The sequence below is a fragment of the Streptococcus sp. DTU_2020_1001019_1_SI_AUS_MUR_006 genome, assembly GCF_032340315.1.
Classification (GTDB): Bacteria; Bacillota; Bacilli; order Lactobacillales; family Streptococcaceae; genus Streptococcus.
Genome location: NZ_CP135436.1, coordinates 374,651 through 398,365, shown reverse-complemented (window position 1 = coordinate 398,365; position 23,715 = coordinate 374,651). Strand labels below are relative to the sequence as shown.

Genomic DNA, 23,715 nt, shown 5'->3' with positions numbered 1-23,715 from the left:
ATATAAGGTAGAGGTATGAACCGTTTTAAAAAATCAAAATATATCATTGTTCTATTTGTCGTTGTATTAGTAGTATCCGTTTTTTTAGTAACAACACAATCAAGTGCAGTTGTAACAAAAGCTGGAGATGGCATTTCATTAGTCGATAGAATAGTGCAAAAGCCTTTTCAATGGCTTTCTTCCGTAAAATCTGATTTAGGTCGTTTGACCAGAACCTATAACGAGAATGAAACTCTCAAAAAAGAACTCTATCAGATGAAGAAGGAAACGAATGAAGCAGAAAGTTTGAAGGAAGAAAATGAGCAACTACGTCAGTTATTGGATATGAAGTCAAAATTGAGTGCAACCAAGTTAATTGCTTCTGACGTCATCATGAGAACTCCTGCAACCTGGAAACAAGAGTTGACAATTGATGCAGGTTCTCAACAAGGCGTGACCAGTAATATGCTTGTGATTGCTGGTGGGGGACTGATTGGAAGCGTGGGAAAGATTGAAGATAACTCTACTGTGGTCAACTTATTGACCAACGCGGAAAATACGGAGAAAATCTCCGTTAAAATTCAGCACGGTTCTACTAGTATATATGGTATTATCATTGGGTACGACAAAGAAAAAGACTTGCTTAAAATAAGCCAGTTAAATAGTAGTAGTGATATCAGTCAAGGAGACAAGGTAGTAACTGGTGGTCTTGGTAATTTTAATGCTACTGACATTCCAGTAGGTGAGGTCGAATCTGTGACGCATAGCAATGACTATCTGACAAGAGAGGTGTTAGTCAAACTTCAGTCTGATTCAATGAATACCAAAGTCGTAGAGTTAGTGGGGAACCAATCATGAGACTGTTGAAGCAGATAGGGATGTTTTTACTCTTGCCTATAGTTGTCTTAATAGACAGTCATTTAGGGCAATTTGTAAATAGTTTTTTTCCACATTTTCAAATTGTGAGTCACTTTATCTTCATCTTCTTGTTGTTTGAAACTATTGAAGTATCGGAGTATCTATTTTTAGTTTATTGCTTATTTATTGGTCTTATATACGATATTTATTTTTTCCATTTAGTAGGGATTGCTAGTCTTCTTTTTGTGATTATTGGTGCGATCATTTATAAAAATAATGCGATTATTTTATCAAATAGATGGACTAGACTATTAGCTATTTTAATGATGACTTTCTCTTTTGAATTTGGTAGTTTTCTTCTAGCGCAAATGATTGGATTAACTGCTGAAAGTATAACAGTCTTTATCGTTTATGGTCTAGTTCCGTCAATGATATTAAACTGTCTATGGATGTTAGTTTTCCAGTTTATTTTTGAAAAAATATATCTATAAGAAAGAAACAAAACTGTAATAAAGGCGTAATATTTATTAGGCCTTTTTTTGATATACTAGTATTGTCTTAAAAGAAGGAGTATTCACACTTATGAAGAAAAAAATCCTAGCATCACTTTTGTTAAGTACAGTATTGGTCTCACAAGGAGCTGTTCTTTCAAGTGTTAAAGCAAATACAACAGATGAAAAGATTGCTGCTCAAGATAGTAAAATTAGTAACTTGACAGCTCAACAGAAAGAAGCTCAAAAACAAGTAGACGAAATTCAAACTAAAGTTTCAGCTATTCAATCAGAGCAAGAAAAATTGCAATCTGAAAACGAAAAACTTCAAGAAGAATCTAAAAAACTTGAAGGTGAAATCGCAGAGCTTTCAAAAAATATTGTAGCTCGTAATGCATCGCTTGAAAACCAAGCTCGTAGTGCACAAACGAACGGAACTGCTACAAGCTACATCAATACGATTATTAACTCTGACTCAATCACAGAAGCTATTTCTCGTGTAGCAGCTATGAGTGAAATCGTATCAGCAAACAATAAAATGTTGCAGCAACAAAAAGAAGATAAGAAAGCTATCTCTGAAAAACAAGTTGCAAACAACGAAGCAATCAATACAGTCATTGCTAACCAACAAACACTTGCTGACGATGCTCAAGCTTTGACAACAAAACAAGCAGAATTGAAAGTAGCTGAGTTAAATCTTGCAGCTGAAAAAGCTACAGCAGAAAATGAAAAAACTAGCTTGTTGGAGCAAAAAGCAGCAGCAGAGGCAGAAGCTAAAGCGGCAGCAGAGGCAGAAGCAGCTTATAAAGCTAGACAAGCAAGTCAACAACAATCAGTTGCAGCATCAGCAAATACAAGCTTTGCTGCACAAGTGCAAGCAACTTCAAGTTCTTCATCATCAGATGATGATTCAAGCTACACACCTGTAGCTACTCGTACAACATCACGTCCAACATATAGTACAAATGCTTCAAGTTATCCAACTGGTGAATGTACTTGGGGAGCTAAAACATTGGCACCTTGGGCTGGAGATTATTGGGGTAACGGAGCGCAGTGGGCAACAAGTGCAGCTGCAGCAGGATTCCGTACTGGTTCTCAACCACAAGTTGGTGCGATTGCATGTTGGAATGATGGAGGATATGGACACGTAGCGGTTGTTACAGCTGTTTCATCATCATCAAGTATTCAGGTATCTGAATCTAACTACGGTGGAGATCGTACAATTGGTAACAAACGTGGATGGTTCAACCCAACTACGACTTCTGAAGGTTATGTTACTTACATCTATCCAAACTAATGAAAAAAACCGAGACTCAATTTGAGTCTCTTTTCTTATTTATAAGATGGTGAAATCCCAAGTTTGAGTTTTCGCTAAATACCCAAACTATAGTAGATTGAATCTAGAACAGTACACTACAACTGCTAAAAATATTTCTAGAAATTAGTTTGACTTTCCTAATCTCTCTGTTCGCATCTTATTTCAATCCACTATATAAACATTTTTTCAATTTTAAATTTATAGTAGATCAAATACAAAACGGTACACTGTGAATTCTAAAAAATGCTAGAAATTGACTTAACTACTCTGGTAAATTTGTTCAGATTCTATTTCATTTCACTATAAGTTCCACCGCTAGTACGAGTGGAAGTTAATCTGATAAAAATTGTAAAAAACAGTGGAATTCCGTGTCAGAGTAAGTTCCACTATGGTAGAAGTTAGTCTGAGACGTTTGAGTTTTCATTGAAAAACTAGCAAAATTACTTGAAAAAAAGGCTCAACTATGATACAATGTAATTTGTCGTGTAAACGATAATACTCATTCTTGATGAATTGTGAAGCTGTTGCCTTCAGGTCGTTTTGCAAGCTGAAATCAAGAAGAGGAAAAAAACAAAAAGGAGAAATACTCATGGCAGTAATTTCAATGAAACAACTTCTTGAGGCTGGTGTACACTTTGGTCACCAAACTCGTCGCTGGAACCCTAAGATGGCTAAGTACATCTTCACTGAACGTAACGGAATCCACGTTATCGACTTGCAACAAACTGTAAAATACGCTGACCAAGCATACGATTTCATGCGTGATGCTGCAGCTAACGATGCAGTTGTATTGTTTGTTGGTACTAAGAAACAAGCAGCTGATGCAGTTGCTGAAGAAGCAGTACGTTCAGGTCAATACTTCATCAACCACCGTTGGTTGGGTGGAACTCTTACAAACTGGGGAACAATCCAAAAACGTATCGCTCGTTTGAAAGAAATCAAACGTATGGAAGAAGATGGAACTTTTGAAGTTCTTCCTAAGAAAGAAGTTGCACTTCTTAACAAACAACGTGCACGTCTTGAAAAATTCTTGGGTGGTATCGAAGATATGCCTCGTATTCCAGATGTAATGTACGTAGTTGACCCACATAAAGAGCAAATCGCTGTTAAAGAAGCTAAAAAATTGGGAATCCCAGTTGTAGCGATGGTTGATACAAACACAGATCCAGACGATATCGATGTAATCATCCCAGCTAACGATGATGCTATTCGCGCAGTTAAGTTGATTACAGCTAAATTGGCAGACGCTATCATCGAAGGTCGCCAAGGTGAAGATGCTGTTGCAGCAGTTGAAGCAGAATTTGCAGCTTCAGAAGCTCAAGCAGACTCAATCGAAGAAATCGTTGAAGTTGTAGAAGGCGACAACGCTTAATTCATATAAATAGTAATTACCTAGGAGGGCGGGGCTTAGCCCGGCTCTCCTATTTTTAAAAAATATAGGAGAATCAAAATGGCAGAAATTACAGCTAAACTTGTTAAAGAGTTGCGTGAAAAATCTGGTGCTGGTGTCATGGACGCTAAAAAAGCATTAGTTGAAGTTGAAGGCGATATCGAAAAAGCGATCGAATTGCTTCGCGAAAAAGGTATGGCAAAAGCAGCTAAGAAAGCTGACCGTGTTGCTGCAGAAGGTTTGACTGGTGTTTATGTTGACGGTAACGTTGCAGCAGTTGTTGAAGTAAATGCTGAAACTGACTTCGTTGCGAAAAACGCTCAATTTGTTGAGTTGGTAAACGCAACAGCTAAAGCAATCGCTGAAGGAAAACCAGCTAATAACGAAGAAGCTCTTGCTTTGACAATGCCTTCAGGTGAAACTCTTGAAGCAGCTTATGTGTCTGCAACAGCAACTATCGGAGAAAAAATCTCATTCCGTCGCTTTGCTTTGATTGAAAAAACAGATGCACAACACTTCGGAGCATACCAACACAACGGTGGACGTATCGGTGTTATCTCTGTAATCGAAGGTGGAGACGAAGCACTTGCTAAACAAATCTCAATGCATATTGCAGCGATGAAACCAACAGTTCTTTCTTACAAAGAATTGGATGAGCAATTTGTTAAAGATGAGTTGGCACAATTGAACCACGTTATCGACCAAGATAATGAAAGCCGTGCTATGGTTGGTAAACCAGCTCTTCCACACTTGAAATATGGATCAAAAGCTCAATTGACTGATGAAGTGATTGCTCAAGCTGAAGCTGATATTAAAGCTGAGTTGGCTGCAGAAGGCAAACCAGAAAAAATCTGGGATAAAATCATCCCAGGTAAAATGGATCGTTTCTTGCTTGACAACACTAAAGTTGACCAAGCATACACACTTCTTGCACAAGTTTACATCATGGATGACAGCAAGACAGTTGAAGCTTACCTTGAATCAGTTAACGCTTCAGTAGTTGAATTCGCTCGCTTTGAAGTTGGTGAAGGTATCGAAAAAGCTGCAAACGACTTTGAAGCAGAAGTTGCAGCTACAATGGCAGCAGCCTTGAATAACTAATAAAAAAGTAAGGAAGCTAATTTGCTTCCTTTTCTTTTGTTGGATGAGGACTCATAGGAATCCTTTTTTTATTTTAAACGGTAAACAAAAAGCCCCATACTTAGGGCTTAATGTATTTAGGAGACTATACTTCAAACTCATAGAGTGCTGTAGATAGATAACGTTCTCCGTTATCTGGTGCAAGCGCAAGGACTTTTTTACCTGCCCCAAGTTTTTTAGCAACTTCGATTGCTGCATAGATAGCTGCGGCAGAAGAAATACCTACCAAGAAGCCTTCTTTTCCACCAATTTCGCGACCAAGTGCAAGAGCATTGTCTGATGTCACGCGAACGATACCATCATAAGCTTCTGTATCAAGTGTTTCTGGGATAAATCCTGCAGAGATACCTTGAATTTTGTGAGGTCCTGGTTTTTCACCTGATAAGATTGCTGACTCGTCTGCCTCAACTGCAAAAACTTGAATGTTTGAGTTAGCAGTTTTAAGAGCATGAGAAACACCAGAAATAGTTCCTCCAGTACCAACACCAGCAACAAAGGCGTCTAAACCATCAGCTCCGAAATCAGCTAGAATTTCAGCGCCTGTTGTTCTTTCGTGAACCTCTGGGTTAGCTTGGTTAATAAACTGTAATGGTAGGAAACCATCACGCTCAGCAGCAATTTCCTGCGCTTTTGCAATTGCACCTTTCATTCCTTCGCTACCAGGAGTGAGGACTAGTTCAGCTCCATAAGCTTGGATAATTTTACGACGTTCCACGCTCATTGTTTCAGGCATAACGATGACAACTTTGTAACCTTTAGCGGCACCAACCCATGAGAGACCAATACCAGTGTTCCCACTAGTTGCTTCTACAATGGTAGAACCAGGTTTGAGTTTACCCTCTTGTTCTGCTTTTTCAATCATGCTTAGGGCGATACGGTCCTTAACTGACGATCCTGGGTTAAAAGCTTCAAGTTTTACATAAACATCTGCTGCACCTTCTGGTACAATGTTATTTAATTTAACAATCGGTGTTCTACCGATGAGTTCTGTGATATTGTTATAAATTGTCATATTAGCACCTCTTTATATAAGATGCTATTAGTATAACGCTAACTTTAACTTTTGTAAAATATAGAAATCCTATCGGAGTGATAGGATTTTTTTATATCAGTGATTCAAACCATTCATATTCAAACGATTATGATAAGCTAAGTCAAATAGATAGGTGTAAAGAGGTACAATATCAGTTTTCTTTGGAAATTCAAATTTGTGAGAATTAAAATGCTCATTGTGAGATTTTAAAAAGGCATTTTCTAAATAAGTAATCGTAATCTCGCTATCATCAATCCCAAGTCCAGCAGTTTCCATTTCAACATTGACAATGTTCATGAGGAAAATTGATTTGATAGACATCTTCCGTCCGGTTGCCCCTTGTTTATCTGTAAAGATGATTCGGATATTTGTAAAGATAATTGAGTCACGAATGAGTTTATATCCGCTTTGAATTTCTTCATTTTCTAATAAATATTGTCTAAACTCCTTGGTAAGAGCTTCTTTACTTTGCTCACTGAAGTTTCCAGCGAGTCCCTGAATTAATCTTCCAAAAGCCATGTGATATTTCCTTTCTTTACGATAGGTTTACAGGTACTTCAACTTCACGTAAACCTTTGTCAGTTAGAGTAACTTTTCCATTGAAAAATTCAATGAGATCAGCCTTGATATCGTCTTTCCTTTCTTTGTCAACGAAAATCATTGTGTCAACTTGGTCTGTAAAGTTTGTCTCTAATTCTATGAGATTATGCTCTTTAAGAAAATTCCCATATTCTTGATACTGGGCATAGGTCATGTGAATCTGTATCCCTGCTTGCTCTTTGATTTCAATAATGCCAATTTCCTTAACTGCTAGGGCAACACTACCAGCATAAGCGCGAATCAAACCACCAGCCCCTAGTTTGATACCACCAAAATAACGAGTAACTACCACACAGACATTAGTAAGGTTGTGGTTTTCCAGAACTCCTAGCATAGGAACACCAGCAGTTCCACTAGGCTCTCCGTCATCACTGGTTCGCTTGATTTCACTGCGTTCACCTACAATAAAGGCAGAGCAGTTGTGAGTAGCTTTATAGTGTTCTTTCTTGATAGATGTGATAAAATCACGAGCTTCTTCCTCACTATAGACACGTTTTGCATGACAGATAAAGCGTGATTTTTTTATTTCTTCTTGGACTTGACCGTCCTCTTTTATAGTTCTATATTCCATAGTTTTATTGTACTAAAAATTAACATAAAGTGCTACCTTTTACGAATAAAGAAATATGAAAGTAAATCCAAATTATCTCGGTCGCCTTTTTACCGAGCAAGAATTAAGTCATGAGGAGAGACAACAAGCAAAACAAATTCCATCCATGAAAAAAGAAAAGGATCAACAATATTGTCAGCGTTGTGGTAGTCAGATAGAAGAAGAATGGCATTTGCCTATTGGTGCTTTTTATTGCCGAGAATGCTTGATTATGAAGCGAATAAGAAGTGATCAAAATCTCTATTATTTTCCGCAAGAAAGGTTTCCACAGCAAGATGTACTCAAATGGTCAGGTCAACTGACTCCATTTCAAGAGCGGGTATCACAAGGACTCCTTCAGGCGGTAGATAAGAAGGAGGCTACCTTGGTACATGCAGTGACAGGAGCTGGTAAGACAGAGATGATCTACCAAGTTGTCGCCAAGGTAATTGATCAAGGTGGAGCTGTTTGTTTGGCCAGTCCAAGGATAGATGTTTGCTTAGAGCTCCATAAACGATTACAAAATGATTTTTCATGTGAGATTGCACTATTATATGGGGAGTCGGATCCCTATTTTCGTACACCTTTAGTTGTAGCAACCACTCACCAACTACTAAAATTTTATCAAGCTTTTGATTTATTGATTGTGGATGAAGTGGATGCCTTTCCTTATGTTGATAATCCAGTGCTTTACCATGCTGTCAATAATTGTGTAAAGGAGACCGGATTGAGAATATTTTTAACAGCAACGTCAACTGATGAGTTAGATAGAAAAGTTAAACAAGGGGAGTTAAAGCGTCTCAGTTTACCTCGTCGTTTTCATGGAAATCCTCTCATTGTTCCCAAGCCAATCTGGTTATCAAATTTTAATAAATATATAGAAAAAAATGGTTTACCTCCAAAATTAAAACTTTACATCGAGAAACAGAGAAAGACGGCCTATCCCTTACTAATCTTTGCCTCTGAGATTAAAAAGGGAGAAAAGCTAAAAGAAATTTTGCAGGAGAAGTTTCCAAATGAGAAAATAGGATTTGTATCTTCAATCACAGCAGACCGATTAGAGCAGGTACAAGCCTTTCGAGATGGAGACTTAACGATATTAATAAGCACAACTATATTAGAGCGTGGAGTTACCTTCCCTCGTGTAGATGTTTTTGTGGTGGAAGCCAATCATCAACTCTTTACCAAGTCAAGTTTAGTACAAATTGGTGGGCGAGTTGGAAGAAGCATGGATCGTCCTACTGGAGAACTGATATTTTTCCATGACGGACTCAATCTGTCCATTAAGAAAGCCATAAAGGAGATTAAACAAATGAATCAGGAGGCAGGAGTATGAAGTGTTTATTGTGTGGTAAAAGCTTGCAAACAGAGATAACCTTTACTAACCTGCTCTGTTTTAAAAAGGAGGAGGAAATAGTCTGTGAATCCTGTATTTCGTCTTTCGAGAGTATCGGTAGTAATCATTGTCCTACTTGTTTTAAAAAAGGAATGTCAATCATCTGTCAAGATTGTCAATTTTGGTGTAAAAAAGGTGTAAAGGTTGATCATGTAGCTCTTTATTCCTATAATCAGGTCATGAAAGAATATTTTAGTCGCTACAAATTTGATGGTGATTATCTTCTTAGAAAGGTATTTTCTAAAATTTTGCAAACAGAGTTAAAAAAGTATAAGGATTACCAGATTGTGATCGTACCTCTGAGTGAGCAGCGTTTTAAAAGTAGAGGCTTTAATCAAGTAGAGGGTTTGATAAAGGATACTGGGTTAGCATATCTGGATATTTTGGTTAAAAAAGAAGTGGAGGCTAGTTCTTCAAAAAATCGAGCAGATCGTTTACTTACAGACTTTCCTTTTTTATTGAAAGAGGGAGTGAAGCTCCCAGAAAATATCTTACTCTTTGATGATATTTATACAACTGGAACTACCTTGAATCGTCTTAAAAGTATGCTATTAGAAGCTGGTTGTCAGAATATTAAAACTTTTTCCCTCGCAAGATGAGGAAAAAGTTTGCAAAAAAAATATGAAAGCGTTATAATATAATTAGAAAAACAAATATGTTTAGAAAGAAGGTACTTATATGATTAAATATAGTATCCGTGGTGAAAACCTAGAAGTAACAGAAGCAATTCGTGATTATGTAGTTTCTAAACTCGAAAAGATCGAAAAATACTTCCAAGCAGACCAAGAATTGGATGCGCGTGTTAACTTGAAAGTTTACCGTGAAAAGACTGCTAAAGTTGAAGTAACCATTCCGCTTGGATCTATTACTCTTCGTGCAGAAGATATTTCTCAAGATATGTACGGTTCTATTGATTTGGTGACAGATAAGATTGAACGTCAGATTCGTAAAAACAAAACTAAAATTGAACGTAAGAACAGAAATAAAGTATCTACAAGTCAACTCTTTACAGATGCTTTAGTTGAGGACTTAGATGTAGCACAACCAAAAGTTGTTCGTTCAAAACAAATTGATTTGAAACCAATGGATTTGGAAGAAGCTATCTTACAGATGGATTTATTGGGACATGACTTCTTCATCTATGTAGATGTTGAAGATGAAACAACAAATGTTATTTATCGTCGTGAAGATGGAGACATTGGTCTTCTAGAAGTTAAATAATCAAAAAAATTAGTCTGTAAAGGTGGTTTACACTAGTGTAAACCACTTTTTAGTTTGGATATTTTACGATTATCTGAATATAGGGTTCCCTCTTTAAAAGTCGCTTTTTGGCTACATTTGTGGTATAATAATGCGCAAGAGGTTTGTAATGAAAAAAAATGAAATAAATCCCTTTTTTATGTATCTGATTGCTATGGTAACCTTTACGATTATGACCATTTTGATTGTATTAGTAAAGGATAATCTGATCACTATAGCAAGTCTATTTTTATTTATTGTATTCTATGTTTTGCTATTTAATTTCCAGAAAAAATATTACAAAAAAACAGATATCGAGCAAATCCAGTATGTCAATCATCAGGCTACTGATAGTTTGAGTGCCCTCCTAGAGCAAATGCCTGTCGGAGTTGTTAAATTAAACATGAACAGCAGTGAGATTGAATGGTTCAATCCCTATGCGGAATTAATTTTAACAACTGAGGATGGAGAAATTGATTTTCCTCAATTTCAAAAGATTTTAAAGAGTTCGATTTCTACTCCAGGGGCTTATGCCATTGTTGGGGAGAAACGATATGCAGTGCATTTAGATAGAAATTCAGGTGTCTTATACTTTTTTGATGTTTCTGGTGAGTATGAGGCTACTGCTGAGCTTGTGACAAGTAGACCGGTAATCGGGATTATCTCAGTTGATAACTATGATGATTTGGAAAATGAAACGTCTGAATCAGACATTAGTCATATTAATAGCTTTGTTGCAAATTTTGTTTCAGAATTTAGTACAAAACATGCCATGTTTTCTCGTAGAGTGAGCATGGATCGGTTTTATCTATTTACTGACTACACTGTACTTGATCACTTGATGCAGGATAAGTTTTCTGTTATTGATACCTTTCGTGAGGAAGCTAAGCAACGAAATTTGCCACTAACGATGAGTATAGGAGTTTCCTATGGTGATGGGAATCATGACCAGATTGGGAAGGTTGCTCTCCTCAATCTCAACTTAGCGGAAGTTCGTGGTGGTGACCAAGTAGTTGTAAAAGAGAATGATGAAACCAAAAATCCAATCTACTTTGGAGGCGGTTCAGCAGCATCTGTTAAACGTACTCGGACACGAACTCGTGCTATGATGACAGCTATCTCAGATAAACTTAAAAGTGTCGATCGAGTTTTTGTTGTTGGTCACAAGAATCTTGACATGGATGCTCTTGGTTCAGCAGTTGGAATGCAGTTGTTTTCGAGTAATGTACTGGAAGATAGTTATGTGATTTATGATCCTACACAGATGTCTCCAGATATCGCTCGAGCGGTCAATTATTTGGAAGATGAGGGTGTTTCAAAACTTCTTCCTTTAAATCAAGCGATGACAATGGTTACCAAACGCTCCTTACTGGTGATGGTTGACCATTCTAAGACAGCTTTAACCTTATCCAAAGAGTTTTATGACTTGTTTACCCAGACGATTGTCATTGACCATCATCGTCGTGACCAAGATTTTCCAGATAATTCGGTCATTACCTATATCGAGAGTGGAGCTAGTAGTGCTAGTGAACTTGTAACTGAGTTGATTCAATTTCAAAACTCTAAGAAGAAACGTTTGAGTCGTATTCAGGCTAGTGTTCTTATGGGGGGAATGATGTTGGATACTAAAAATTTCACCTCTCGGGTAACTAGTCGAACTTTTGATGTTGCAAGTTATCTCAGAACGAGAGGGAGTGATAGCATTGTCATTCAGGAAATTTCGGCCACTGATTTTGAAGAATATCGATTGGTAAATGAACTCATTTTGCAGGGGCAAATGGTACAACCATCAATCCTGGTTGCTCAAGCTTTGGAGGATAAAGAGTACGATACGGTTGTTATTAGTAAGGCTGCTGATGCTATGCTTGCCATGTCTGGTATAGAGGCCAGCTTTGTACTTGCTAAGAATAGTCAAGGAGCAATCTCCATTTCTGCGCGAAGCAGAAGTAAGATCAATGTCCAACGAATTATGGAAGAGTTAGGTGGCGGTGGTCACTTTAACTTAGCTGCGGCACGTTTGACAGATATGAGCCTGCAAGAAGCAGGAGATAAACTGAAAACAGTTATTTTTAATGAAACAAAAGAAAAGGAGTCAGAAGAATGAAAGTAATCTTTTTAGCAGATGTTAAAGGTAAAGGGAAAAAAGGTGAAATTAAAGAAGTACCAACTGGATATGCACAAAACTTTTTAATTAAGAAAAACCTTGCTAAGGAAGCTACAGCTCAAGCCATTGGTGAGTTGCGTGGTAAGCAAAAATCAGAAGAAAAAGCACATGCAGAGATGCTTGCAGAAGCGAAGGAAATTAAAGAAAAACTGGAAGCAGAAGAAACAATCGTTGAATTTGTTGAAAAAGTTGGTCCAGATGGACGAACTTTTGGATCTATTACCAACAAGAAAATTGCAGAAGAATTACAAAAACAATTTGGTATTAAAATTGATAAACGCCATATTCAAGTTCAATCACCAATTCGAGCAGTTGGTTTGATTGATGTTCCGGTTAAGATTTATCAAGATGTAACAAGTGTAATCAATCTTCGTGTCAAGGAAGCTTAATTTACGATTGGTTGACAATATTGTAAAAGGAAGGAAAGTCTGATGGCAGAAGTTGAAGAACTGCGTGTTCAGCCTCAAGATATCCTAGCAGAACAATCTGTTTTAGGAGCCATTTTTATTGATGAGACTAAACTCGTTTTTGTCCGAGAATATATCGATTCACAGGACTTCTTTAAGTATGCTCACCGTTTGATTTTTCAAGCTATGGTTGATTTGTCTGATCGTGGAGATGCTATTGACGCAACCACAGTTCGGACGATACTAGATAGCCAGGGTGATTTACAAACTATTGGAGGCTTGTCTTATCTGGTTGAGATTGTCAATTCAGTGCCAACCTCTGCCAATGCGGAATACTATGCTAAAATTGTAGCAGAAAAGGCTATGCTTCGGCGCCTGATTGCTAAGTTGACAGAGTCTGTAAACCTAGCCTATGAAGCTTCTCAACCTGCGGACGAAATTATTGCTCGTGCAGAAAAAGGCTTGATTGATGTCAGTGAGAATGCCAATCGAAATGGCTTTAAAAATATTCGCGATGTATTGAATATCAACTTCGGAAATCTAGAAGCTCGTTCTCAACAGACTTCGGATATCACGGGTATTGCGACAGGTTATCGAGATTTAGATCACATGACGACAGGTATGCATGAGGAAGAATTGATTATTTTGGCAGCTCGTCCTGCGGTTGGTAAGACAGCTTTTGCTTTGAATATTGCGCAAAATATCGGAACCAAATTAGACAAGACAGTTGCTATTTTCTCTCTGGAAATGGGTGCTGAAAGCTTGGTCGATCGTATGCTGGCTGCGGAAGGGTTGGTAGAGTCGCATTCTATCCGTACAGGTCAATTGACTGAGGAAGAATGGCGCAAGTATACGATTGCTCAGGGTAATCTGGCTAATGCAAGTATCTACATTGATGATACACCAGGGATTCGAATCACAGAAATTCGCTCTCGTTCCCGTAAACTGGCTCAGGAAACAGGTAATCTAGGCTTGATTTTGATTGACTATCTTCAGCTGATCACAGGGACTGGTCGAGAAAATCGTCAACAAGAAGTATCTGAGATTTCCCGTCAGTTGAAAATCCTAGCAAAAGAACTCAAAGTTCCAGTTATAGCTCTCAGTCAGCTTTCTCGTGGTGTAGAGCAACGTCAAGATAAGAGACCAGTTTTGTCTGATATTCGTGAATCTGGATCTATTGAGCAGGATGCTGATATCGTAGCCTTTCTCTATCGTGATGACTATTATGAGCGCGGTGGTGAAGAGGAGGAAGGCATTCCAAATAATAAAGTAGAAGTGATTATCGAGAAAAACCGTAGCGGTGCTCGCGGAACGGTAGAATTGATTTTCCAAAAAGAATATAATAAATTTTCAAGTATTTCGAAGATGGAGGAACCAAGATGACAGACGCATTTACAGATGTGGCTAAAATGAAAAAAATCAAAGAAGAAATTAAGGCGCATGAGGGACAAGTGGTAGAAATGACCTTAGAAAATGGTCGTAAACGCCAAAAAAATCGTTTAGGAAAACTAATTGAGGTTTACCCATCGCTCTTCATCGTTGAGTTTGGAAATGTTGAAGGAGACAAACAGGCTAATGTCTATGTTGAATCTTTCACTTATTCAGATATTTTAACGGAAAAGAACTTAATTCATTATTTAGATTAAGGATATTCATGAAAGTGGGAAGTTTCTCACTTTTTTCTTTTTCTTTCGAATGATATAGATGAGGTCAACCTCAAAAATCTAATTATTTGAAGGAGAATGCATGACATTTACTAAAGCAGGACATAAAAAGGGAACTTTTCTCAGAAAGACAGCTGTAGGCTCAGCTTCACTAGTTTTAGCAGGTATTTTTTTATTTAGTGGAGGAACTGTTCATGCCAACCAGGCAAACAATGGATCACTAGCACGAGGAGATGATTATCCTACTTATTATAAAAATGGGAGTCAGGAGATTGATAAATGGCGCATGTATTCTCGTCAGTGTACTTCTTTTGCAGCCTTTCGTTTGAGCAATATCAATGGTTTTGAAATTCCGGCGGCTTATGGAAATGCTAATGAATGGGGATATCGTGCTAAACGAGAAGGTTATCGCGTAGATCAGCGCCCAGCAATTGGTTCTATCGCTTGGGATACGAGTGGACAGTATGGTCATGTCGCTTGGGTATCCAATGTTTTTGGTGATATGATTGAAATTGAAGAATACAATTATGGAGTCAGAGAAAGGTACAATCGACGAACGGTAAAGGCCAATTCTATGACTGGATTCATTCATTTTAAAGACGTGGGGAATGCTAGCGCAGGGAATTATCAGTCTGCTCCTGTCTCTAGCGGGACACATATTTTTACAGAAAAAGCAGCCATTATGGATCAGCCATCACTAACAGCAACGATTATCGATTATTACTATGCGGGAGAAAGTGTTCATTATGATCAAACTCTTGAAAAAGATGGGCATAAATGGATTAGTTATATTTCACGAAGCGGGAACAGACGTTATATCCCCTTAACTAAAACAAGTAGCTCTAAAAATGGTTGGGAAAAAGAAGGAACTGTTTGGTATTATTATGAAAATGGTCAGAAAGCAGTCGGTTGGAAGAAGATTAATGGAAACTGGTATCATTTGCAAGCTGATGGTACAATGACGACAGGCTGGTTAAAAGATGGTTCTAAGTGGTATTATCTGAAGTCGTCTGGCGAAATGCAGACAGGCTGGTTAAAGGATAATGGAACATGGTACTATCTTGAAAGCTCAGGTGCTATGAAGGCTAGCCAGTGGTTTCAGGTTTCAGGGAAATATTACTATGTGAATGCATCGGGAGCTTTAGCAGTCAATACGACTATCGATGGTTTCCAAGTTGATAGCAGTGGTGCACGAGTAGAAAATCCAGCATCATAAGTGTTATTCAGTATTTGGGCTCTTCCTAATGGTATTTTTCCCTGCTTTCCTTTATAATGGGTGTATGGACAAGAAAAAATTATTACTAATTGACGGATCTTCAGTTGCTTTTCGGGCATTCTTTGCACTTTACCAGCAACTGGATCGTTTTAAAAATGCTAACGGTCTTCATACAAATGCTATCTATGGTTTTCAACTTATGTTGAATCATTTGCTAGAGCGTGTTGAGCCTAGCCATATCTTGGTGGCATTTGATGCGGGGAAGACGACTTTTCGTACAGAGATGTATGCAGACTATAAGGGTGGTCGTGCTAAAACTCCAGATGAGTTTAGAGAACAATTTCCTTTTATTCGTGAGTTGCTAGACCATCTTGGAATTCGCCATTATGAGTTAGCCCAGTATGAAGCAGATGATATCATCGGGACTCTTGGTCGTTTGGCTGAAAAGGATTCATTTGATGTAACTATCGTCAGTGGAGACAAGGACTTGATCCAGTTGACAGATGAACATACAGTGGTTGAGATTTCTAAGAAAGGTGTAGCTGAGTTTGAGGCATTTACACCAGAATATCTCATGGAAAAGATGGGCATCACACCAGCTCAGTTCATTGATCTTAAAGCCCTCATGGGAGATAAGTCGGATAATATCCCTGGTGTAACTAAGATTGGTGAAAAGACGGGTATCAAGCTATTGTTAGAATATGGCTCGCTTGAAGGTATTTATGAAAATATTGATGAGATGAAGGCATCGAAGATGAAGGAAAATCTCATTAATGACAAGGAACAAGCCTTCCTATCTAAAACACTGGCTACCATCGACACGAAAGCGCCGATTGAGATTGGACTGGATGACTTGTTTTATAGCGGTCCAGATGTGGAAAATCTTGGGAAATTCTACGATGAGATGGGCTTCAAACAACTCAAGCAGGCTTTAAATGTATCATCAGCTGATGTGGCTGAGAGTTTGGACTTTACTATGGTTGACAAATTCAGTCAAGATATGCTAAGTGCGGACTCCATCTTCCACTTTGAACTCTTTGGAGAAAACTACCATACAGATGACTTGATTGGCTTTGCCTGGTCTTGCGGAGACAAACTCTATGCTACAGATAAGCTGGAACTTCTGCAGGAGCCGATTCTTAAGGATTTTCTAGAAAAAACACCTCTGAAAGTATACGACTTTAAGAAAGCAAAAGTCCTCTTAAATCGCTTTGGTTTGGACTTGCAGGCTCCTGCTTTTGACAGTCGTTTGGCCAAATACCTTCTCTCTACTGTCGAGAATAATGAAATTTCAACTATTGCTAGTCTCTATGGTCAAACTTACCTAGTCGATGATGAAACCTTCTACGGTAAAGGTGTCAAAAAAGCTATTCCAGAGCGAGAGAAACTCTTGGAACACTTGGCTCGTAAGGTTGCTGTATTGGTTGAGACAGAGCCTGTTTTACTTGAAAAATTAAGCGAAAACGGACAACTTGACCTTCTTTATGATATGGAGCAACCTCTAGCCTTTGTCCTTGCTAAGATGGAAATCGCTGGGATCAAGGTCAAAAAAGAAACCTTGCTTGAGATGCAGGCTGAAAATGAGCTTGTCATTGAAAAGCTGACGCAAGAGATTTATGACCTAGCAGGTGAGGAATTTAATATCAATTCACCTAAACAGTTGGGTGTCCTTCTTTTTGAAAAACTAGGTCTCCCTCTCGAATATACCAAGAAAACCAAGACAGGTTATTCGACAGCCGTGGATGTATTGGAGCGTCTAGCTCCTATTGCGCCGATTGTCAAGAAAATCCTCGACTACCGTCAGATTGCTAAGATTCAATCCACTTATGTGATTGGTTTGCAGGATTGGATTTTAGCTGATGGCAAGATTCACACGCGCTATGTGCAAGATTTGACTCAGACAGGTCGTCTGTCTAGTGTCGATCCAAACTTGCAAAATATCCCTGTTCGTTTGGAACAAGGGCGCCTCATTCGTAAGGCTTTCGTGCCAGAATGGGAGGACAGTGTCCTTCTCAGCTCGGACTATTCACAGATTGAGCTACGAGTTTTGGCCCATATTTCTAAAGATGAGCACTTGATTAAGGCCTTCCAAGAGGGAGCTGACATCCATACCTCAACAGCCATGCGGGTCTTTGGAATTGAACGTCCTGAGGATGTGACTCCAAACGACCGTCGTAATGCCAAGGCGGTTAACTTTGGAGTGGTTTACGGGATTTCCGACTTTGGCTTGTCTAATAATCTGGGCATCAGCCGTAAGGAAGCAAAAGCCTATATTGATACTTACTTTGAACGCTTCCCAGGTATTAAAAACTACATGGATGAAGTGGTGCGTGAGGCGCGTGATAAGGGCTATGTGGAGACCCTCTTTAAACGTCGTCGTGAGTTGCCAGATATCAATTCGCGCAACTTTAACATTCGTGGTTTTGCGGAACGTACAGCCATCAACTCACCTATCCAAGGATCAGCTGCAGATATTCTCAAAATCGCTATGATTCAGCTAGATAAAGCCTTGGTAGAGGGTGGTTATAAAACCAAGATGCTGTTACAAGTACACGATGAAATCGTTCTTGAAGTGCCTAAGTCAGAATTAGCTGCCATCAAAAAACTCGTCAAGCAAACCATGGAAGGAGCCATTCAACTTAGTGTGCCACTGATTGCTGATGAAAATGAAGGCGTAACTTGGTATGAGGCCAAGTAAAAAATAGACTATTAAACAAAAAGAAATCCCCTTGAACATCATGGTTCAAAGGGGATTTTTGGTGAGAAAATTTTTGTAAGCAAAGATAAAATCGATTTTATCTAACTAATAGTAGCATTATTTGATTTGTTTCTTTTGTTCTTTTTTGGCAAGTACTGGTAGAATCACACCTAATCCAATCAGGATAATTGGGGTTAAGATGTTTGTAAGAAGAGAGAATTGCCAAGCAGTTGGATTCTCAGCATAGTTAATTTTTGGAACCATACCAAGGATACAAGCGAAGGCAGTAAAGAGGAAGCACCAAGTACCAATAACAAAGCCAAGTTTAGGATTGTTCACAAACTTGTATTCGGCATTTTTGTATGTTTTCCAAGCACGGTTGAGCATCATATAGGCAAGGAATACCCAGAGATAACGCATCGGCATCACGATAGAATTGAGGTTGGTCATCCATTTTACAAGTCCGTCAATTTCCTGAATACCAAAAATTGGAAGGATGATGATAAGGCTAACGAGGACACCTGTAAGAAGGTAGCCGTTAATGAGGACACCTTTCTCAGTACGTTTACGAAGCCAGCTTGGGATATAGTTCTCATCAGCATTATTGAGAAGGATTTGTAATGGTGCATCAATAGAGAAGGCAAGTGCTGCGATTTGTCCGACCATGTTTGTAAGAGCGTAGATCACGACAAAGAGGTTTCCAACTCCCCAAGAATTTCCTAACATTTGGAAGGCTTGATAAGCGCCATTACGCATGAGGTCTTCAGGGATGTTATTGCCATCAAATAGCATTCCCATGGCAACTGATCCGAGGATAGCAGATAGACCCACCATGATGGCCATGACAATCATACCTTTTGGAAATTCTTTCGCAGGGTTGCGGGTTTGATTAACATAGGGGGAAATTTTTTCACAACCACCAACGGCAAAGACCAGTAGTGAAATCGTTGTAAAATAAGAAAAATCAAAATTTGGAATGTAGGTGCTCAGTTGATCCATGTGCGGTGTCGCAAATTGGATGTCTGGTTTAATGAAAGGCAGACCGACAGCCAAAAGCACAAAGAGTAAAGACATAATCAACATAGCACTTCCTGCCAAGCTACCAATGACTTTTAGAGTTGCCAATCCCTTTGTAGAAAGGTAGAGGAAAAGTCCAAAGATTAGCAAGCAGAGAATAACGATCCAGTGGATGTCGATTTGTTTAAGGAATTGTCCGTTACCTTGCAAGGCCCAACCAAGCGGAATAAGGATTCCTTGAGGTTTTTGTGCGAGATACGGGATATGTACAACCCAGTAGGTCCAAGCAGCAAAGTAGGCTAAACGTTTGGTTGATGTTTTTTCAACCCAGTCACTAACACCGCTTCCGCTTTCCTTAAAGGTAGAACCTAGTTGTCCAACGATGAGGGAATAGGGGATAAAGTAGAGTGTGAGGATTAAAATCCAAGATACGACGACTGAAATTCCCTGTTGAGAATAGTTGTTGACGACGTTTCCTAGCCCCCAAACCATGTTGAAGGCAATCAGAGAAACCATCAGCCAATTAAGTTGGTGTTGATCTTTTTTCATAATGTCTCCTTTTCTTATAATTTCAGTATATCATGATTTTTTGAAAGCGCCTAACAAAATTTGAAATTTACTATAAAAAATGTAGGGGGGAATTTATCAGATGGAGTTTGTACTTGAGTAAAAGTTATACACAATCTGTGGATAACTTTGTGAAATAAAAAATTGTTTTCCAAATGTTAGTTTAGAAAAAAGAGATAGAATGTGTGAGTTGGGTACTAAGCTAGTCGGTTATAAAGATTGATAGAACAGGATATTGAGGGTGTTTTAGTTTAGGATGTCAAAAAAATAGTTGAGAGAAATCGTTTGAAAGTATATGAAATTGATTTGAAAGTTGATTGAAAGTTATACACAATCTGTGGATAACTTTGTGGAGGATTTGGTATAAATTAGAAAATCCCCTTGTACATGACAAAGGGATTTGAACTATTAGTGATTTGGTAACCAGCTGAGGGTAAAGTCGAGAGATTGGGCGTTTAGCAAATCCTGGTGACCAATACTCTGAACTTCTTTTCCGTCAAGATGACAGTCTTGTACAAAGTGGAAGTGTTCATGATTTTGTTGAGTACGAATATCCAACCACTGTTTTTTTTCTGCAAGATAGACACGAAGGTGATCAAAGAGCGGAATCCCAAGATCATAGCTTGCTTTTCCTGGGCAGGTTGGGTAAAGCCCAAGAGTGGACCAGACATACCAAGCCGATAAACTACCGTTATCCTCATCTCCTGGATAAGCATCCCAGCCAGCTCGAAAGGCTTTTTGACGGAGAGTCTTGATTAAGAGACTGGTATATTGGGGATAATTACTGTAGCGGAAGAGATAAGGGATGTGGAAACTTGGCTGGTTTGAAATGGCTAGTTGACCAAATGGCGCTGTTGCCATTTCACTCATCTCGTGAATTTCATATCCATAACCCGTCGTTTCAAAGAGTGGGATACTTTGACAAGCTTTTAAGAGATAGTTGCTAAAGGCTTCTTTTCCACCCATTAGTTGACTAAGTCCAGAAATGTCATGTAAGACGCCTAGGCTTGCTTGAATGGCTGAACACTCAGCATAATCACGGCCCCAACTGTAAGGAGAAAAGTCAGGACGGAAGTTACCATCTACATCACGCGCCCTCATATAACCTGTCTCAGGGTCAAATAGGTTTTGATAGTTCTTAGAATATTGAGTATAGGTCTGAGCTAGATCTGCTTGATCTAATTTTGCTGCGCAAGTAGAGATACAAAAATCACTGTAAGCATAGTCTAGTGTGTGACTGACACTTTCGTGGTGGTCTGTGGATAGATATCCTAGCTTTTGGTATTGTGCCAGGCCGTGTCGTCCGTTGATAGCTTTTGGATCTGCCTTGGTCGCAGTTTCAAGCATGGCTTTGAGAAATTCCTCCTCAAGTTCAGGAGCCATGTTTTTGCAGGCGCTATCTGCAATAAGACCATCGATCAAAGTACCAGGCATCATGCCTCGTTCGTCAGGAGCCAGCCACTTAGGGAGGTATCCGGTGTCACGGTAGCTATTGAGGAAGCCTTCGAGAAACTGGCGATAGTATTCCGGAATAATCAAGGCAAAGAGTGGGAATGAAGTGCGGAAAGTATCCCAAAAACCATTGTTGGTGAAGAGTAGACCAGGCTTGATAGTTCTCGAAGCAAGGTCCATATGGATGTTTTCACCCTGCTCATTTACCTCATAAAATGTTTGCGGGAAGAGAAAGAGTCTATAAAGACAGTGGTCAAAAAATGTTCGGTCTACTGAGCCGGTTTCCACGACATCAAAGCGGCCTAGAAGGTTTTCCCAACTTGTCTTGGCGTCTTGTTTTGTTTCTTCAAAATCCTGTTTAGGAAGATTAAAGAGGGCCTGTTCTTTGGAAATAAAAGAAGTTGCCAGTTGAACTTGAACTTCCGCTCCAGCCAAGTCAATACGCCAGTCTTGCCCCACTTGATTGACAGATAGAATGTCCTTAGAGAATGCGAGGGCGGTGAACATGGCGAGAGGGCTCTTATTTGTTTCGGTTAATCCGCTTTGGCCAAGGCTGACAGTACGCTCATCCACTTGCTCCACTGTCAAATCATCATTCGCATGCAGATAGATGGATAGGGCTTTTCCTTGTGTCTGTCTTAGTTGGGCAGAAGCACCGTAGCAAGTAGGAGTTAACTGAGTTTCAATCTGATAACGCTCAGAAAAAATTTTGAGATAATGGGGATTGAAAATAGCACGACCAAGGTTATAGGAAGACTGACGATGGAAGAGAGTGTCACCACTGATTTCTCCTGTAACAGGAGTCAGTAGTAACCAAGAATAATCGCCAATCCAAGGACTAGGCTGGTGGGTTAGTCGAACACCCTGAAATATGGGAAGATGGGGATCAAAAAACCAAGAACCTTCCTGGTCACTAGTTTGTGGAACGAAGTAATTCATCCCAAAAGGCACTCCAGTGTATGGTAGTGTATTACCTCGTGAAAATGCATGTTTACTGGCTGTTCCAAAACGCGTATCAATGGTTTCAAGTATGGGTTTCATAGCAGTTCCTTCAGTAGTTTTCTACATTATATCAGAAAAAGGAGACTTTTAGAAAGCGACTTCAAAATATAACAATTTTGTAGAATAATGACTAACATTTGTGTATATATTTTCTGGACTAAAAGCTATATACTGAAAATGAAAATTTGTTTGAAAGAGGCAAAATAGTTTATGGTATATTCAAAAGAAATTGTCAGAGAGTGGCTAGATGAGGTGGCAGAGCGTGCTAAAGATCATCCTGAATGGGTAGATGTCTTTGAACGTTGCTACACAGACACTTTAGACAATACAGTTGAGATCTTAGAAGACGGCTCAACTTTTGTACTGACAGGAGATATTCCAGCCATGTGGCTTCGTGACTCAACTGCTCAGCTGAGACCTTACCTCCATGTGGCTAAAAGAGATCCTCGTTTACGTCAAACCATTGCTGGGTTGGTCAAACGTCAGATGACTTTGATTCTCAAAGATCCCTATGCCAACTCCTTCAACATTGAAGAGAACTGGAAGGGTCACCACGAGACAGATCATACAGACCTCAATGGCTGGATTTGGGAGCGCAAATATGAAGTGGATTCGCTTTGCTATCCCTTGCAATTGGCTTATCTCCTTTGGAAGGAAACTGGTGAGACTAGCCAGTTTGATGAGACTTTTGTTACAGCGACTAAGGAAATCCTTCATCTTTGGACGGTGGAGCAAGATCACAGGAACTCTCCTTATCGCTTTGTTCGTGATACTGATCGCAAGGAAGATACCTTGGTAAATGACGGCTTTGGGCCAGACTTTGCTGTGACAGGGATGACCTGGTCAGCCTTTCGTCCAAGTGATGACTGCTGTCAATACAGTTACTTGATTCCGTCAAATATGTTTGCAGTGGTTGTCTTGGGTTATGTCCAGGAAATCTTTGCAGAATTAAATCTAGTAGATAGCGAAAGTATTATTGCTGATGCCAAACGACTCCAAGCTGAGATTCAAGAAGGAATCGAAAATTATGCCTACACAACAAACAGCAAGGGCGAGAAAATCTATGCCTTTGAGGTAGATGGTTTAGGAAATGCTAGTATCATGGATGATCCAAACGTACCAAGCTTATTAGCCGCTCCGTATCTGGGTTACTGTGATGTTAACGATGAAGTCTATCAAGCAACTCGTCGCACTATCCTGAGCCCTGAAAATCCATACTTCTACCAAGGAGAGTACGCAAGTGGACTTGGAAGTTCTCATACCTTCTACCGCTATATCTGGCCGATTGCCCTTTCTATCCAAGGATTGACAACAACGGATAAGGCAGAGAAGAAATTCTTGCTAGATCAGTTGGTTGCCTGTGATGGTGGAACAGGTGTGATGCACGAAAGCTTCCACGTAGACGATCCGACACTCTACTCACGCGAATGGTTCTCATGGGCCAACATGATGTTCTGCGAATTAGTCTTGGATTACTTGGATATTCGCTAATACT

Annotated in this window: 20 protein-coding genes; 15 read left to right on the top strand and 5 right to left on the bottom strand. The window is 39.2% G+C overall.

What is annotated here, in order from left to right:
* The first annotated feature begins 15 nt into the window (after window positions 1–15).
* The 5 genes from mreC (at window position 16) to tsf (ending at window position 5,137) form a co-directional block, all read left to right on the top strand.
* The gene (gene mreC / locus RRU92_RS02000) at window positions 16–837 is read left to right on the top strand and encodes a rod shape-determining protein MreC (RefSeq protein WP_315640208.1); all 822 of its coding nucleotides are present in this window, start codon (window positions 16–18) and stop codon (window positions 835–837) included.
* Complete coding sequence (mreD, locus tag RRU92_RS01995; protein WP_153224649.1) at window positions 834–1,328, top strand: rod shape-determining protein MreD; 495 nt, start codon at window positions 834–836, stop codon at window positions 1,326–1,328. Before mreC ends, mreD begins: the two co-directional genes overlap by 4 nt.
* 91 nt (window positions 1,329–1,419) lie before the next feature.
* Window positions 1,420–2,625 (top strand): peptidoglycan hydrolase PcsB, encoded by a 1,206-nt coding sequence (pcsB, locus tag RRU92_RS01990; protein WP_153224650.1) that lies wholly within the window; start codon window positions 1,420–1,422, stop codon window positions 2,623–2,625.
* Window positions 2,626–3,235: 610 nt separating this feature from the next.
* The gene (gene rpsB, locus RRU92_RS01985) at window positions 3,236–4,018 is read left to right on the top strand and encodes a 30S ribosomal protein S2 (protein WP_000268462.1); all 783 of its coding nucleotides are present in this window, start codon (window positions 3,236–3,238) and stop codon (window positions 4,016–4,018) included.
* Between the two features lie 78 nt (window positions 4,019–4,096).
* A complete protein-coding gene (tsf, locus tag RRU92_RS01980; protein WP_000808094.1) occupies window positions 4,097–5,137 on the top strand; it encodes a translation elongation factor Ts in 1,041 nt (346 codons plus the stop codon).
* A gap of 124 nt (window positions 5,138–5,261) precedes the next feature.
* Here tsf and cysK read toward each other — a convergent pair whose 3' ends face one another.
* From cysK to RRU92_RS01965, 3 genes are all read right to left on the bottom strand, one after another.
* On the bottom strand, window positions 5,262–6,188 hold the full coding sequence (cysK, locus tag RRU92_RS01975) for a cysteine synthase A (protein ID WP_315640206.1): 927 nt from the start codon (window positions 6,186–6,188) through the stop codon (window positions 5,262–5,264).
* Window positions 6,189–6,284: 96 nt separating this feature from the next.
* Window positions 6,285–6,728 (bottom strand): PH domain-containing protein, encoded by a 444-nt coding sequence (locus RRU92_RS01970; RefSeq protein ID WP_281335421.1) that lies wholly within the window; start codon window positions 6,726–6,728, stop codon window positions 6,285–6,287.
* Window positions 6,729–6,744: 16 nt separating this feature from the next.
* Window positions 6,745–7,380, bottom strand: a complete 636-nt coding sequence (locus tag RRU92_RS01965) for a YigZ family protein (protein ID WP_315640205.1) — start codon at window positions 7,378–7,380, stop codon at window positions 6,745–6,747.
* Between the two features lie 55 nt (window positions 7,381–7,435).
* Here RRU92_RS01965 and RRU92_RS01960 point away from each other — a divergent pair, with 55 nt between their 5' ends.
* The 9 genes from RRU92_RS01960 (at window position 7,436) to polA (ending at window position 18,182) form a co-directional block, all read left to right on the top strand.
* The gene (locus RRU92_RS01960) at window positions 7,436–8,734 is read left to right on the top strand and encodes a DEAD/DEAH box helicase (protein ID WP_281335419.1); all 1,299 of its coding nucleotides are present in this window, start codon (window positions 7,436–7,438) and stop codon (window positions 8,732–8,734) included.
* Complete coding sequence (locus RRU92_RS01955; protein WP_315640204.1) at window positions 8,731–9,393, top strand: ComF family protein; 663 nt, start codon at window positions 8,731–8,733, stop codon at window positions 9,391–9,393. The genes RRU92_RS01960 and RRU92_RS01955 overlap by 4 nt, the downstream gene beginning before the upstream one ends.
* Window positions 9,394–9,472: 79 nt before the next feature.
* Window positions 9,473–10,015: a ribosome hibernation-promoting factor, HPF/YfiA family gene (gene hpf, locus RRU92_RS01950; protein WP_045762429.1), complete on the top strand. Its 543-nt coding sequence runs from the start codon at window positions 9,473–9,475 to the stop codon at window positions 10,013–10,015.
* 148 nt (window positions 10,016–10,163) lie between these two features.
* Window positions 10,164–12,137, top strand: a complete 1,974-nt coding sequence (locus tag RRU92_RS01945) for a DHH family phosphoesterase (protein ID WP_315640203.1) — start codon at window positions 10,164–10,166, stop codon at window positions 12,135–12,137.
* Complete coding sequence (gene rplI, locus RRU92_RS01940) at window positions 12,134–12,586, top strand: 50S ribosomal protein L9 (protein ID WP_000864205.1); 453 nt, start codon at window positions 12,134–12,136, stop codon at window positions 12,584–12,586. Before RRU92_RS01945 ends, rplI begins: the two co-directional genes overlap by 4 nt.
* A gap of 42 nt (window positions 12,587–12,628) precedes the next feature.
* A complete protein-coding gene (gene dnaB, locus RRU92_RS01935) occupies window positions 12,629–13,987 on the top strand; it encodes a replicative DNA helicase (RefSeq protein ID WP_315640201.1) in 1,359 nt (452 codons plus the stop codon).
* Window positions 13,984–14,250, top strand: a complete 267-nt coding sequence (locus RRU92_RS01930) for a Veg family protein (RefSeq protein ID WP_000128621.1) — start codon at window positions 13,984–13,986, stop codon at window positions 14,248–14,250. The genes dnaB and RRU92_RS01930 overlap by 4 nt, the downstream gene beginning before the upstream one ends.
* Before the next feature lie 100 nt (window positions 14,251–14,350).
* Complete coding sequence (locus RRU92_RS01925) at window positions 14,351–15,484, top strand: N-acetylmuramoyl-L-alanine amidase family protein (protein WP_315640199.1); 1,134 nt, start codon at window positions 14,351–14,353, stop codon at window positions 15,482–15,484.
* Between the two features lie 64 nt (window positions 15,485–15,548).
* Window positions 15,549–18,182, top strand: coding sequence for a DNA polymerase I (polA, locus tag RRU92_RS01920; protein ID WP_315640197.1), 2,634 nt, complete (start codon window positions 15,549–15,551; stop codon window positions 18,180–18,182).
* A gap of 117 nt (window positions 18,183–18,299) precedes the next feature.
* On the opposite strand, the gene RRU92_RS01915 is transcribed toward polA, so the two are convergent.
* Window positions 18,300–19,748, bottom strand: coding sequence for an APC family permease (locus RRU92_RS01915; protein ID WP_315640195.1), 1,449 nt, complete (start codon window positions 19,746–19,748; stop codon window positions 18,300–18,302).
* A gap of 426 nt (window positions 19,749–20,174) precedes the next feature.
* On the bottom strand, window positions 20,175–22,259 hold the full coding sequence (locus RRU92_RS01910; protein ID WP_315640194.1) for a GH92 family glycosyl hydrolase: 2,085 nt from the start codon (window positions 22,257–22,259) through the stop codon (window positions 20,175–20,177).
* Between the two features lie 171 nt (window positions 22,260–22,430).
* Here RRU92_RS01910 and RRU92_RS01905 point away from each other — a divergent pair, with 171 nt between their 5' ends.
* The gene (locus RRU92_RS01905) at window positions 22,431–23,711 is read left to right on the top strand and encodes a glycoside hydrolase family 125 protein (protein ID WP_315640193.1); all 1,281 of its coding nucleotides are present in this window, start codon (window positions 22,431–22,433) and stop codon (window positions 23,709–23,711) included.
* Window positions 23,712–23,715: the final 4 nt, after the last annotated feature.

Excerpts from the sequence above, each read along its gene's own strand:
- mreC (WP_315640208.1), top strand. The coding sequence starts at position 16 with ATGAACCGTTTTAAAAAATCAAAATATATCATTGTTCTATTTGTCGTT.
- mreD (WP_153224649.1), top strand. The coding sequence starts at position 834 with ATGAGACTGTTGAAGCAGATAGGGATGTTTTTACTCTTGCCTATAGTT.
- pcsB (WP_153224650.1), top strand. The coding sequence starts at position 1,420 with ATGAAGAAAAAAATCCTAGCATCACTTTTGTTAAGTACAGTATTGGTC.
- rpsB (WP_000268462.1), top strand. The coding sequence starts at position 3,236 with ATGGCAGTAATTTCAATGAAACAACTTCTTGAGGCTGGTGTACACTTT.
- tsf (WP_000808094.1), top strand. The coding sequence starts at position 4,097 with ATGGCAGAAATTACAGCTAAACTTGTTAAAGAGTTGCGTGAAAAATCT.
- cysK (WP_315640206.1), bottom strand. The coding sequence starts at position 6,188 with ATGACAATTTATAACAATATCACAGAACTCATCGGTAGAACACCGATT.
- RRU92_RS01970 (WP_281335421.1), bottom strand. The coding sequence starts at position 6,728 with ATGGCTTTTGGAAGATTAATTCAGGGACTCGCTGGAAACTTCAGTGAG.
- RRU92_RS01965 (WP_315640205.1), bottom strand. The coding sequence starts at position 7,380 with ATGGAATATAGAACTATAAAAGAGGACGGTCAAGTCCAAGAAGAAATA.
- RRU92_RS01960 (WP_281335419.1), top strand. The coding sequence starts at position 7,436 with ATGAAAGTAAATCCAAATTATCTCGGTCGCCTTTTTACCGAGCAAGAA.
- RRU92_RS01955 (WP_315640204.1), top strand. The coding sequence starts at position 8,731 with ATGAAGTGTTTATTGTGTGGTAAAAGCTTGCAAACAGAGATAACCTTT.
- hpf (WP_045762429.1), top strand. The coding sequence starts at position 9,473 with ATGATTAAATATAGTATCCGTGGTGAAAACCTAGAAGTAACAGAAGCA.
- RRU92_RS01945 (WP_315640203.1), top strand. The coding sequence starts at position 10,164 with ATGAAAAAAAATGAAATAAATCCCTTTTTTATGTATCTGATTGCTATG.
- rplI (WP_000864205.1), top strand. The coding sequence starts at position 12,134 with ATGAAAGTAATCTTTTTAGCAGATGTTAAAGGTAAAGGGAAAAAAGGT.
- dnaB (WP_315640201.1), top strand. The coding sequence starts at position 12,629 with ATGGCAGAAGTTGAAGAACTGCGTGTTCAGCCTCAAGATATCCTAGCA.
- RRU92_RS01930 (WP_000128621.1), top strand. The coding sequence starts at position 13,984 with ATGACAGACGCATTTACAGATGTGGCTAAAATGAAAAAAATCAAAGAA.
- RRU92_RS01925 (WP_315640199.1), top strand. The coding sequence starts at position 14,351 with ATGACATTTACTAAAGCAGGACATAAAAAGGGAACTTTTCTCAGAAAG.
- polA (WP_315640197.1), top strand. The coding sequence starts at position 15,549 with ATGGACAAGAAAAAATTATTACTAATTGACGGATCTTCAGTTGCTTTT.
- RRU92_RS01915 (WP_315640195.1), bottom strand. The coding sequence starts at position 19,748 with ATGAAAAAAGATCAACACCAACTTAATTGGCTGATGGTTTCTCTGATT.
- RRU92_RS01910 (WP_315640194.1), bottom strand. The coding sequence starts at position 22,259 with ATGAAACCCATACTTGAAACCATTGATACGCGTTTTGGAACAGCCAGT.
- RRU92_RS01905 (WP_315640193.1), top strand. The coding sequence starts at position 22,431 with ATGGTATATTCAAAAGAAATTGTCAGAGAGTGGCTAGATGAGGTGGCA.